Below are 12789 nucleotides of genomic sequence, written 5' to 3'. Positions count from 1 at the left end.
TCGCAAAACGTATCTTTGACAATACTATATATCTCTTAAAACAATATAAATATGCTTGGTTTAAAACTGGCAACAGATCCACGTTGGGCAGCTCTTGCGGAAACAAATATTGAAGAAATCTTAACAGATCATGCATGGTGCGAACAAAAAGCAGCCACAAATGCCATTACCATCATTACGTTAAATTCTGAACATACTGATTTGGTTACTGATTTATTAACTTTGGCACAAGAAGAATTACAGCACTTTGAAATGGTTCATGAAATTATTAAAAAGCGTGGTTATAAATTAGGTAGAGAACGAAAGGACAGTTATGTAAATGAATTATTTAAATATGGTATTACAGGTGGTAGTCGTAAGCAAAGCTTAGTTAACCGATTGTTATTTTCAGCAATGATCGAAGCCAGAAGTTGCGAACGATTTAAGCTTCTTTCAAAAAAAATAAAAGACCCTGAGCTATCAAAATTCTATCACGATTTAATGATTAGTGAAGCTGGTCATTACACCACATTTATTGGTTTTGCACGTAAATACGGAGAAGGTATTGATGTAGATAAACAATGGGAAGATTTATTAAAATTTGAAGGAGAGCTTATTCAGAACTATGGCACTTCTGAAACTATACATGGATAACATTTTAGTATAATTTTAAATCCAACATTTATTTGAAATTCCTGGTTTTAAAACCTTATCTACACTAAAGCACTTTTGAGAATACTAATAGGATGTGATGCTTCTCGTTGCGTTCCATCTTTTATTTGATGTCTACAGCTAGTTCCTACAGCCACAATAATAGTATCCTTAGGTGTTTTTCTAACCGATGGAAATAAGGTCTGCTCCCCTATTTGCATACTAACATCATAATGCTCTTTCTCATATCCAAAAGATCCTGCCATACCGCAACACCCAGATGGAATAATCGTAACATTAAAGTTTTTGGGTAAATTTAGAATCGAAAATGTATTGTGTATACCAGATAAAGCTTTTTGATGGCAGTGACCATGTATTTTAATTGTTTTAGTATCTGCAGTAAATAAATCAGCATTTATATTTCCTTTTTCTATTTCTGCATGTAAGAATTCATCAATCAAAAAAGTATGTCTTGCCACTGCAGCTGCATTTTCTTTATCATCAGCCAATCTCAAATACTCATCTCTAAAAGTGAGTATGGCAGAGGGTTCTAACCCGATCAAAGGAGTTTCTGCAGTAATATGATTATTAAACGTTTCAATATTAAGATTTGCCAGAATTTTGGCTTGTTTCAATAATCCTTTTGATATAAAAGTCCGTCCACTTTCTTTATGATCAATTATCTTTACTTCATAATTTAATTTGGTCAGTAACTCGATAGCATCTATACCGATTTCGGCATCCAAATGATTCGTAAATTCATCTATAAAAAAGTACACTGTTTTTATAGGTTGCTCTGGTTGTATTCTTTTTATATTTTGTTTACACCAACCTCTTAAGGATTGTTTGCTTAACAAAGGTAAATTTCGTTGTTTGGCAATACCTAAAGTAGATTTTAAAATACTAGATGTTAATGCATTAGAAAAGAAAAAATTTGTTAAACCAGGCGCGATTCTCCCTATAGCATTCAATCTATTATTGTGAGCAAAAAGCTTTGTACGTAATGATACTCCATTTTCTTTTTGATATTGATATTCGAATTCTGCTTTCAGTGCAGCTACATCAACATTTGAGGGACACTCACTGGCACATCCTTTGCAACTTAGACAGAGGTCAAAAACTTCTTTTAATTCTCTATTATCAAATTTATTAACCTTCTCACTATTGGTTAAAAACTCTCTTAGTGTATTTGCCCTACCCCGGGTAGTATCTTTTTCGTTTTTTGTAGCCCGATAACTGGGGCACATGGTTCCTCCCGCTTCTACAGACTTACGGCAATCACCACTACCATTACATTTTTCTGCAGCCCTTAGAATTCCCATCGAATCGGTAAAATCAAAAATGGTATCTATCTCTGGTTCTTTTCGATCTATCTCATATCGTAATTTTTGATCCATGGGATAGGCATCTATAATCTTACCCGGATTAAGAATAGAATTAGGATCAAATGTATTTTTAATACGTTCTAAAATCTTATAATTATCCTCACCAATCATAAAAGGTATGTATCCAGCCCTTACAATACCATCACCATGTTCACCACTCATAGAGCCTTGATATTTCTTTACCAAAGATGCTACATCGTCTGTTATTTTTTTAAATAGGGTTACGTCTTTACTTTTTTTCAGATCCAGAATCGGTCGAAGGTGAATCTCTCCTGCTCCAGCATGTGCGTAATACACAGCTTGTTGGTCATAAGACTTCATTAAATCTGTAAATTCTGATATGTAATCCGCCAAATCAGGAATAGCAACTGCCGTATCTTCTATACAAGCAACTGCTTTTTTATCGCCAACAATATTACCTAACAATCCTAATCCTGCTTTTCTTAATTCTAAAGCCTTATCTATTTCTTCTTTACGTAAAATTGGATTGGCATAGCTTAGTTTTGATTCATCAAGAGTTTTTAATAATTTATCCTTTTGCTGTTCTAAATGATTCGCATCTTTTGCTCTAAGTTCTAGCATTAAGATTGCTTCTGGATCATCAACAATAAAAAAACGATTCTTTAATTGCTCGATATTATTTTTTGTGCAATCCAAAATAGTTTTATCCATCATTTCGCAAGTGAATAACGAATGTTGCATTACAGGCGCTACTGCTCTCATACAATCATCGATAGTCTTAAAATGCGCGGCAATCATTAAAGTTTCTTCTGGTGGAAGTTCATCTAACTGTAACGTAATTTGTGTTGTAAAAGCCAATGTACCTTCGCTTCCTGTGAGAAGTTTACACATATTAAAATGTGTATTCGTTGTAGAAAACACCTCAGAATCAATTAGTTCATCAATGGCGTAACCTGTGTTACGTCTATGAATTTCTCGTTTCGGAAAATGAGTCGTAATTTGTTGTTGAATCTCCTTAGAACAAAGTTCGGTATAAATCTGGTCGTAGATTTTTCCTTCAAGGGTATTCAAATTTCGTTTCGTCTCAAAATCATTTGATGATATTTCAGAAAAAGTAACTTCACTACCATCAGACAATACTGTTTGTAACTCTAAGACTTTATCTCTTGTAACACCATATTGAATCGATGTAGTACCACTGCTATTATTTCCGACCATTCCTCCAATCATACAACGATTAGATGTCGATGTATTAGGTCCAAAAAACAATCCATACGGTTTCAAAAAACGATTAAGATCATCCCGTATCACTCCTGGTTGAACAGTCACTGTTTTTTTGGTTTTATCAACAGCAATTATTTTAGTAAAATATTTAGAAACATCTACCACAATACCATCCCCTACACATTGCCCTGCAAGCGAAGTTCCTGCTGTTCTGGGAATAATACCAATATCGTGTTGAGATGCAAAAGCAACTATTTTTTTAACATCTTGTATTGATTTTGGAAATGCTACCGCCAGAGGAATTCTACGATACACTGAAGCATCTGTAGCATATAAAGCAGTAATTAGAGTATCAAATTGTAGTTGACCTTCTAGCTGGTTTTGTAAAGATGTCAATATACTTTTATCAATCATATGAAATATTCTTTCCTAAAGAATTTAAAGAAACCTGCCTTCTAAAATTAGTATCAAAACAAATAAAACTATCCGTTCCTGCGACTCCATCAATCTGATGCACTTGTTCATACAGAATCTTACGTAAATGATGGTTGTCAAATGCAAAAATAAGAATGAAAATAGCATAATGACCTGAAACATAATTACATTCTAATATTTCTGGAATTTCTTTTAAACCATCAACCACTTGTTTTGCATATCTAGCTTCTCTTAGACGAATACCTACATAAGATTTCGTTTTAAAACCGATCTGTTTTTCATCTACAACAAACTCGGCTTTCTTTATTACACCACGTTGCTTAAGTTTTTTAATTCTTTGATGTACCAAAGAATTAGAAATTTTTAAATTCTCTGCTATTTGAGAGAAAGGCTTTCTGGCATCTTCACGTATCTGCAATAAAATCTGCTGATCTATATAATCAAAATGATTCATACTCATAAAAAATTTAAAACACTTGCAGTCAAAATTGATAATAAAAACAAAACATTATCTTCAATTTGACACAAAATTTATAAAATTGAGACTAAAAACAATATATATACACGCAATAATAGTCAAAAATAATAATTTTGCTTCAAATAAAAACATAATTAGAATGGATTTGACTTATTTTTTTGAAGAACTCTGGAAACAATACACTGTAAAAACTCCTTCAGCACAAAAAATTAAATCTTTATTTGAAGCAGAAGGCAATACCGTTTTTAATGATCATATTGCAATACGCACTTTTAATGATCCAAGAGTTAATATTGATATTTTGGCAAAACCTTTTATTGCTATGGGTTATGAACCCAAAGGAGAATATCATTTTAAGGCCAAAAAATTGCGTGCAAAACATTTTGAACACAAAAGTGATCGTAATGCTCCAAAAATCTTTATTAGCGAATTGCTTCTTGAAGAATTTTCTGTTGAGCTAAATAGTATTGTTCAAAACACTATAAATCAAATAGATCATACAGTTATACAACAAGAAGATCTTATCCTAAAAGGTAGAGTTTGGGCTAAACCATCTTTTGAGATTTACAAAAGACTTCTTTCGGTATCAGAATATGCGGCCTGGGTATATGTTAATGGCTTTTGCTCTAATCATTTCACAGTAGATGTTAATAAACTTCAAACATTTAAAAATCTATCCAAGGTAAATGAATTCCTCAAAGAGAATGGTTTCAAAATGAATACTTCTGGAGGTGAAATAAAAGGTTCTCCATCCCAACTACTAGAACAATCCAGTATTTTGGCCGATGTAGTCGAGGTAGAATTTGAAGAAAACGTTAAAGAAATCACATCCTGTTATTATGAATTTTCATATCGTTATAAAAATAGTCAAGATGTTATTTTTAATGGCTTCATTGCTGATTCTGCAGATAAGATTTTTGAGAGTACCGATATGCAGTTACAAAGTAGTTAGTTCAATCTTAACAAAGATTTAAGATTTATCCTTACAGAATAGAAGATTTATGACGTTATAGTCGGAAAGTAGGAAATTACTATTTACGATTATGACGAAGAATATTTTTTTTACACTTTCTTTTCTATTTCTTTGTATGGGTAATATACAGTCTCAGGAAATTTCTAAACATACTATTGGTTTACGTCTAAGTGAAGCGAATGGTTTTTGGGCCGAAGCCTCATATCAAAATGCTTTAAGTTCTAAGACAAGAATAGAAGTAGGACTTGGAGCACAAGGTAAAAGAAGCTACAATGCTCTAAAACTTACAGGGATGTATCAGTGGGTTTTTAATATTAACGGAGGCCTAAATTGGTATATTGGTCCAGGAATTGGAGGTGGATTAGTTGATTTTGATTCTGATATTATTCGTGATGATGATTTAACCACTTTTGGGTTTGTAACGGGGGATGTTGGTATTGAGTATCATTTTGATTTTCCGCTATTAATCTCTCTAGACTTTAGACCAGAAATATACTTCGATAGCTATACTAATGACGATATCATTTTTAACTTTGGCTTAAGTGCGAGATATAAATTTGATTAATATTCTCAATACACTGGTTTTATAAACCATATTTTAAGATACACTAACCATTTTTATAATAATCAATTAAAACTTTTAAAAAATTTAAATCATGAAAAAACTTTTTTTTATTCTATCAATCATTATCTCGGTTTCACAACTGCAAGCACAAGATATTCCTGAAAACGCTATAGGAATTCGATTATCAGAAGGTGTTATAGGAGATGAAGGCTTTGGTCCCGAAATTACATACCAGCGACAAATAATAAGTGAACATAATAGAATTGATGCCAATTTAGGCTTTAAAACAAATTCTTTTATCTCTACATATCGTGGTGGAGTATTTTTTCATTGGACATATAATATTTGGGATAAACTAAATTGGTTTGCAGGCCCAGGTGCAGGTGCAGGGTATATAGATTTTAAAACCCGATACCTTGGTGTGATTATTGGTGATGTAGATAGAGATGGTGAATTTTTCCCTTACATCGGAGCAGATTTTGGAGTTGATTATCGTTTTGATTTCCCACTTCAGGTGGCATTTAGTATTCGTCCTACATTTGATATCCATGATATCGATCGATCAAACGGATTTAGAGACGTAGACAATACCGGAGTAAATGTTGGTATTTCTGCCAGATATACATTTTAGGCATACACCATAAAATAATAACCAAAAACCCCCTTGTTATACCATAACAAGGGGGTTTTAATTTTAAAAATAAATGATATTATACTGCTGATAAAGCACTCTCATACATTTTTATATATAGCGGGATAATGTTACTTATATCAAATTTCATTGCCTCTCTATATGCATTTTCCTTAAAGGTTTCTAATCTGCTATCATTTTCCAGAATTTTGATCGAATTTTCTGACATGTCTTTTACATCTCCTATATCACTCATATAACCAGAAACACCATGGTTATTAACTTCTGGAATCCCTCCTGCATTACTCGATATTACAGGCACCTTATTTACCATCGCTTCTAATGCCGCCAGACCAAAACTTTCTCGTTCTGATGGGAGTAAAAACAGATCAGAAAAGCACAGTATCTTATCTATTTCATTACTGTTACCAAAGAAAACCACTTTATCTTTTATACCAAGTTCTTTACATCTTTCTTCTGCCGGTTTACGCTCCGGGCCTTCTCCAACCATCAACAACTTTGCAGGCATCTTTTTCTGAATATTATAAAAAATATCTACAACATCAGTAATACGTTTTACAGCTCTAAAATTACTAATATGAGTAACTATACGTTCTTCTGCAGTTGCCATGAGTTCTCTCTGGCAATCTGTAAAACTAGTCTTTCTCTGGCTCGCATCAATAAAATTAGGGACTACCTCAATATCATTTTTGATATCAAACAGACGTAATGTGTCGTCTTTAAGGCTTTGAGATACAGAAGTAACCATATCACTTTTATTGATGCTAAATGTTACTGCCGGTTTATAAAAAGGATGGTTTCCTACCAAGGTAATATCTGTACCGTGCAATGTAGTTACCATAGGAACATAAATTCCTTCTTCTTCAAGCATTTTTTTTGCCATATATCCCGCATATGCATGCGGAATTGCATAATGAACATGAAGTACATCAATTTTATACTTTTTAATGGTATCTACTAATTTACTAGATAATGCCAATTCGTATGGTTGATAATGAAAAAGAGGGTATGTAGGTACGTTAACTTCATGAAAATGAATATTCGGATTCAACAGGTTTAGCCTAACAGGCTGTTTGTAGGTAATAAAATGTACTTCGTGGTTTAGTTTTGCCAAAGCAATCCCTAATTCTGTGGCTACCACTCCACTACCTCCAAAGGTAGGATAACAGACTATAGCAATTTTCATTCAAATAATTTTTCTTGTGGTACAAGGTACAAGAAAATTGATATTAGATATTGTTAAAAGAGTTGTAAAAAAAAGCAGATCATAAGCCGGATTCTGTTTCCCGATATATCGGGTCCTTATCATTTATCTAGACTAATAATTACTTATCAGTTCAAACCGCCTACCCTCCAACATTGGGCGCACAACCCTCAAAAGCTGGTTTACATGGCGTTGCACCGTATAGAGTTTACCTGGTTTCACTACAGCATTACCTGTACATACTTTCTGCTGCACTTGTCCTCGCCTTACGACGGACGGGCGTTACCCGCTATACTGTGCTATGGTGTCCGGACTTTCCTCCCCCGAATAATCGAGAGCGATAAGGTGATCTGCTTTGTGCAAAAGTATTATAATTCTGAACTTAGAATTCAGAATTCAGCATTATTTTTTGGCTGTTAATAACTAAAAATAAAAACCGATGTCTATAATTTATTTTTTGTAAGCAATTTTTAACTTTGTAGCGATGGAGCATTTTATAGTATCAGCACGTAAATACAGACCCCAAACATTTAAGGATGTTGTAGGGCAACAAGCAATTACCAATACACTGCTTAATGCTATAGAAAACAATCATCTTGCACAAGCTTTATTATTCACCGGACCAAGAGGAGTAGGAAAAACTTCGTGTGCCAGAATTCTTGCAAAAACAATTAATCAGGATGGAAATGAGCATCCTGATGAAGATTTTGCTTTTAATATTTTTGAACTCGATGCAGCCTCAAACAATTCTGTTGATGATATTAGAAGCCTTATCGACCAAGTTCGCATCCCTCCCCAGGTTGGAAAATATAAAGTATATATTATTGATGAGGTACATATGCTTTCTCAAGCGGCCTTTAATGCTTTTTTAAAAACATTAGAAGAACCTCCTAAACATGCAATTTTTATCCTGGCTACGACAGAAAAGCATAAAATCATACCTACAATTTTATCGCGATGTCAAATATTCGACTTTAAACGTATTACTGTAACTGATGCAAAAAATCACTTAATGCAAGTAGCAGTGCAAGAAGGAATTACTGCTGATGAAGACGCTTTGCAAATTATCGCTCAAAAAGCAGATGGGGCAATGCGAGATGCGCTATCAATCTTTGATAGAGTTGTTAGTTTTAGTGGAAAAAATTTAACCAGACAGGCAGTAACTGAAAACCTAAATGTATTAGATTATGAAACTTATTTCAAAACTACTGATTTAATACTTGAGAACAATATCCCACAACTCCTTATAGAATTTAACGAAATTCTTGCCCAAGGTTTTGATGGGCATCATTTTGTATCTGGACTTGCATCGCACTTTAGAGATTTATTAGTATGTAAAAATCAAGCTACTATCAATCTTCTCGAAGTGGGACAACAAACGAAGACTAAGTATTTAGAACAATCACAAAAAGCTCCCCATGGTTTTCTTATTAAAGGTATTGAGATTGCTAATGATTGTGATCTAAAATATAAAACCAGTCGCAATCAAAGACTGCTGGTTGAGTTATGCCTAATGCAGCTTGCCTCTATCCTTGTGGATGGAGAAAAAAAAAATGACAAACCCTACATAATTCCTCCTTCTTATTTTAAGGAAAAAGGAATTAAGCCAGTTAAAATTTCATCTGAAATAAAAGAAAAGGTTTTAGAAAAAACCGAAACCGAAAAACAAAATAGCACACCTCCTCAAACAGAAGAAAAACCAGAACCTTCAACTACTCCTGTTTCTGAGGTTTCACAAGACAAAGATACAGAACCTCATATTCAAGAAGAAAATTCTGAGGATACAATTACCGCTGAAGCTCCTGTAGTAGAGAAAAAATCAGTTTTAATAAATAAGAAACGCAAAACTTCTGGATTATCGCTAAGTAGTATTAAGAGGAAGAAAGAACATGAAGAAAGTAAAGAAGAGCAGGTAATTGATCCTGAAAATTTACCAAAAGAAGAATTTACAGAATCACAAATGCAGGAAGGCTGGATAGAATATGGTAAAATGCAAGATAAAAAAGGAGAACGTATTATCGGATCTATGTTTGCTATGAATATTCCTACCCTTGATAAAGGTTATATTTCATTAGAATTACCTAACCAATCGATGAAGATTGATATGGAAGCTGCTCAATCTGGATTATTGCAGTTTTTATTCAAAAAATTAAAAAATTACAGTATTGAAATGAAGATTACTGTAAACGAAGAAGCTTCTAAAAAATATGCTTTCACCCCTCAGGATAAATATGAAAAATTAAGAGAAAAAAACCCTCTTATTGATAAGTTACGCTCCTCTTTTGATTTAGATATTTAGTATTACTCTGCCCTCCAAATTATTTATTTTTTTAATATTCATAAAGTATTTGATCATCTGAGTTCTTTATATTAAGCAGTACCTTATTACCATCTACTTTTAACCCAAGAATATTAAACGATATTTCTTTGGTAATAAATGCATTACATAACTCCTCATTTTTTAAAGACAATCTCAAATTCCTTTGTGGTGGATTGGTTTCCAAAATCTCTTCAGAATCAATAAGTTTTAACTCCCAGGTATCTCCACTACATCCGCTAGAGCCAAAACTGATTTTCAAACAATTTCCATTTATTTTCAAACTACTTATTGTTAGATTATGATTTGGTTCACTAACATATTGTTTTGAGTTAATTATAGTTAATTGATCGCAACTATCTGTATTATTGTTGTCATCATCACTGTTACAAGCCAAAATTCCGAATATTACGATTAGACCAATCAGTTTTTTTGTATTCATGGTATCTACTTTTTAATAAGATGAATAAAAATCTATAAGGTTGCTTAGAGTAAGGATAAATGAAAAATTTAATATTTTCTTTCGAATCTTAGTTCTATAATGAGTTACTTCATAAATTTGCGATTATTATTAAAAAACACCAGAACCATGTTAGGCTTAAAACTTCCTACAGACCCTAGATGGGTAAATATTGTAGAAAAAAACATTGAAGAAATTCTTACAGATCATGCATACTGTGAGCAAAAAGCTACTTCTACAGCTATATCGCTTATGGTGAGTTTTCCTGAATACACAGAATTAGTGCAAGAAATGGTAAAACTGGTAAAAGAAGAAATAAGTCATTTTAAAATGGTTCATGATAAAATCCTTGAACGAGGTTGGGTTTTGGGTAGAGATCGAAAAGATGATTATGTGGTTCAATTAATAACTTTTTTCCCAAAAGGAGGAAGTAGAACAACCCAGCTTGTACATCGTTTATTATATGCGGCTTTGATTGAAGCCAGAAGTTGTGAGCGTTTTAAATTATTATCTGAAGAATTAGAAGATCAGGAACTAGCTGACTTTTATAGAAGTCTGATGGTAAGTGAAGCTAATCATTATACTATGTTTTTAAATTTTGCACGCCAATATGGAAATCGTGAAGAAGTCGATAAAAAGTGGCAGGAATTACTAGTTTTTGAAGCAGAAATAATGAAATCTTTGGGAAATAAAGAAACGATTCATGGATAACAAGATAGATTAAAATAGAATAAAGCTACCTTTCGATAGCTTTATTCATTACATCACAAGTAAAGATAATATAACAATCTGAACTGTGAAAACGGACTTTTAATCCTTACCGCATAAATTGGTATACGGATTAACACTTATCCTTTTTAAAATGGTATAAAAGCAGATACTTTATAAAATTCGTCCGATGCTCCTACATCTGTAACCAGGTTAGCTCCTGCAGAAAATCTAAATGCCATACCGTTATCAAGTTTTAATTTCACAGAACCTCCTAAATAACGATATACCTGTATATTCTTATTAACATCGTCATTTTCTAGGTTCATAAAGGCTAATTCTTCAAAAAAACCACCTAACACTAAACGATCACTTACATTAATTCCGGGTGCTGCCCAAAAAAGAAGTAAATCTTTGGTCGAGATATCATCTCTATCTCTTAACGATTTATAATAAGCCAGATATGCTTCTATATCAAAAATGGAGTTATGGTATGCTACAAAAGTATTAGGGATTACGGCCTCTCCTATCTTTGTACCTGCAACATCAGAAAAGAATTTACCGTGCGCAAACCCAATTCCTGGGTTAAGAAATAATTTTCCGTCCATTAGTTTAAATCCTAATCCAATACCAGTTTCTAATAATTGATCACTACCAGATTCTGGGGTTCCGAAAGAAGGATTCGTCCAGAACATACTATAAAAAGTAATATCGAAATTTTTATTAGTTTCAAAACCTCCTAAAAATAAGGTTGAAAACCCCGCAACACTGTTTTGGATCACTTTTACTGCTAATGTTGCTTTTTTCTTTTTCTCTTCTTGTCCTTGTATTGTTGAATACTGAAAACCTATTACAATTAATATTATTATGAGTTTTTTCATGATTTAGTTTCTTTAATTATGTGTTTAATGATTAGTGAGCTTGAATGATTTGTTTTTGATTAGGTATAGAAAAGTTAGCTTTTCGTTTTTCTACAAAAGCCTGCATACCTTCTTTTTGGTGTTCTGTAGCGAATAATGCATGAAAGGCTCTTCTTTCATATAGCACTCCCTCGCGAAGACTTAACTCCATAGCTCTATCTATAGCTTCTCTTGCAACCATAGCTGTTGTTTTACTATAAGAAGCAATAACTGCTGCAGCTTCTACAGATTCTTCTAATAAGGTTTCTACTGGTATTATACGAGATACCAATCCTGATCGTTCTGCTTCTTCTGCATTCATTAAACGTCCGGTAAGAATCAAATCCATAGCCTTTGTTTTTCCTACCATTTTTGTTAAGCGTTGGGTTCCGCCAATACCTGGGATCACTCCCAGTTTTATTTCTGGTTGACCAAATTTTGCTGTATTCGATGCATAAATAATGTCACACATCATAGCTAATTCGCATCCTCCACCTAAAGCATACCCTGATACGGCAGCAATTTTAGGTGTTCTAATCGCTGTAAAAGCTTCCCAAGCAGCAAAATAATTTTCATGAAACATATCCATATAGGATTTATTTTCCATTTCTTTTATGTCTGCTCCTGCTGCAAACGCTTTTTTAGATCCTGTGATTACAAAACACCCTACACTTGGGTCCTTATCTAGTTTCTGCATAACAGAAACCATTTCTCGCATCAATTCACTATTTAGTGCATTTAATGCTTTTGGGCGATTTAAGGTTATAATCACTACCCGTTTTCTTTGTTCGATTTTTATATTCATAGTTTTAATTTTTACATAGCATCTCCTAAAGACTATTCATTTTTTAAAGATGTCTTTATTAAAATTGCTGGTTTCAGCTATGTGTTGTTGTAT

The 12789-nt window shown here is 33.1% G+C and carries 12 protein-coding genes and 1 other RNA gene; 6 read left to right on the top strand and 7 right to left on the bottom strand.

Going from position 1 to position 12789, the window contains the following annotated elements; genetic code table 11:
- The first annotated feature begins 51 nt into the window (after window positions 1-51).
- The gene (locus tag NNL09_RS19520) at window positions 52-633 is read left to right on the top strand and encodes a tRNA-(ms[2]io[6]A)-hydroxylase (RefSeq protein WP_025663756.1); all 582 of its coding nucleotides are present in this window, start codon (window positions 52-54) and stop codon (window positions 631-633) included.
- Between the two features lie 59 nt (window positions 634-692).
- On the opposite strand, the gene NNL09_RS19515 is transcribed toward NNL09_RS19520, so the two are convergent.
- Both NNL09_RS19515 and NNL09_RS19510 read right to left on the bottom strand, forming a co-directional pair.
- The gene (locus NNL09_RS19515; protein WP_196910213.1) at window positions 693-3614 is read right to left on the bottom strand and encodes an FAD-binding and (Fe-S)-binding domain-containing protein; all 2922 of its coding nucleotides are present in this window, start codon (window positions 3612-3614) and stop codon (window positions 693-695) included.
- Window positions 3607-4089: an Lrp/AsnC family transcriptional regulator gene (locus NNL09_RS19510; RefSeq protein ID WP_051475984.1), complete on the bottom strand. Its 483-nt coding sequence runs from the start codon at window positions 4087-4089 to the stop codon at window positions 3607-3609. The genes NNL09_RS19515 and NNL09_RS19510 overlap by 8 nt, the downstream gene beginning before the upstream one ends.
- 163 nt (window positions 4090-4252) lie before the next feature.
- On the opposite strand from NNL09_RS19510, the gene NNL09_RS19505 reads away from it, so the two are divergent.
- The 3 genes from NNL09_RS19505 (at window position 4253) to NNL09_RS19495 (ending at window position 6282) form a co-directional block, all read left to right on the top strand.
- Window positions 4253-5065 carry a DUF1338 domain-containing protein gene (locus NNL09_RS19505; protein ID WP_025663753.1) on the top strand — a complete coding sequence of 271 codons (813 nt, stop codon included), beginning with the start codon at window positions 4253-4255 and terminating at the stop codon, window positions 5063-5065.
- A gap of 91 nt (window positions 5066-5156) precedes the next feature.
- Window positions 5157-5651, top strand: a complete 495-nt coding sequence (locus NNL09_RS19500; protein ID WP_196910214.1) for an outer membrane beta-barrel protein — start codon at window positions 5157-5159, stop codon at window positions 5649-5651.
- Between the two features lie 91 nt (window positions 5652-5742).
- Window positions 5743-6282, top strand: coding sequence for a hypothetical protein (locus NNL09_RS19495; RefSeq protein WP_025663751.1), 540 nt, complete (start codon window positions 5743-5745; stop codon window positions 6280-6282).
- A gap of 79 nt (window positions 6283-6361) precedes the next feature.
- On the opposite strand, the gene bshA is transcribed toward NNL09_RS19495, so the two are convergent.
- Both bshA and rnpB read right to left on the bottom strand, forming a co-directional pair.
- Window positions 6362-7489, bottom strand: coding sequence for an N-acetyl-alpha-D-glucosaminyl L-malate synthase BshA (bshA, locus tag NNL09_RS19490; RefSeq protein WP_025663750.1), 1128 nt, complete (start codon window positions 7487-7489; stop codon window positions 6362-6364).
- Window positions 7490-7556: 67 nt separating this feature from the next.
- Window positions 7557-7864: RNase P RNA component class A (gene rnpB / locus NNL09_RS19485), an RNA gene on the bottom strand.
- Window positions 7865-7991: 127 nt separating this feature from the next.
- Between rnpB and NNL09_RS19480 the strand changes: the two genes are divergently transcribed.
- Entirely contained in the window at window positions 7992-9806 is a 1815-nt protein-coding gene (locus NNL09_RS19480) for a DNA polymerase III subunit gamma/tau (protein WP_196910215.1), read from the top strand.
- A gap of 31 nt (window positions 9807-9837) precedes the next feature.
- On the opposite strand, the gene NNL09_RS19475 is transcribed toward NNL09_RS19480, so the two are convergent.
- Entirely contained in the window at window positions 9838-10266 is a 429-nt protein-coding gene (locus NNL09_RS19475) for a hypothetical protein (protein WP_196910216.1), read from the bottom strand.
- Window positions 10267-10413: 147 nt separating this feature from the next.
- Between NNL09_RS19475 and NNL09_RS19470 the strand changes: the two genes are divergently transcribed.
- Window positions 10414-10995: a tRNA-(ms[2]io[6]A)-hydroxylase gene (locus NNL09_RS19470; RefSeq protein WP_196910217.1), complete on the top strand. Its 582-nt coding sequence runs from the start codon at window positions 10414-10416 to the stop codon at window positions 10993-10995.
- A 146-nt stretch (window positions 10996-11141) separates the two neighbouring features.
- Here the strand turns inward: NNL09_RS19470 and NNL09_RS19465 are convergent, their stop codons facing one another.
- Window positions 11142-11873: a DUF6733 family protein gene (locus NNL09_RS19465; protein WP_196910218.1), complete on the bottom strand. Its 732-nt coding sequence runs from the start codon at window positions 11871-11873 to the stop codon at window positions 11142-11144.
- Window positions 11874-11904: 31 nt separating this feature from the next.
- Entirely contained in the window at window positions 11905-12696 is a 792-nt protein-coding gene (locus tag NNL09_RS19460; protein WP_196910219.1) for an enoyl-CoA hydratase, read from the bottom strand.
- Window positions 12697-12789 lie beyond the last annotated feature (93 nt).

It is taken from the genome of Aquimarina sp. EL_43 (genome assembly GCF_943422735.1).
Lineage (GTDB): Bacteria > Bacteroidota > Bacteroidia > Flavobacteriales > Flavobacteriaceae > Aquimarina > Aquimarina megaterium.
This window is presented reverse-complemented; position numbering and strand designations above follow the sequence as displayed.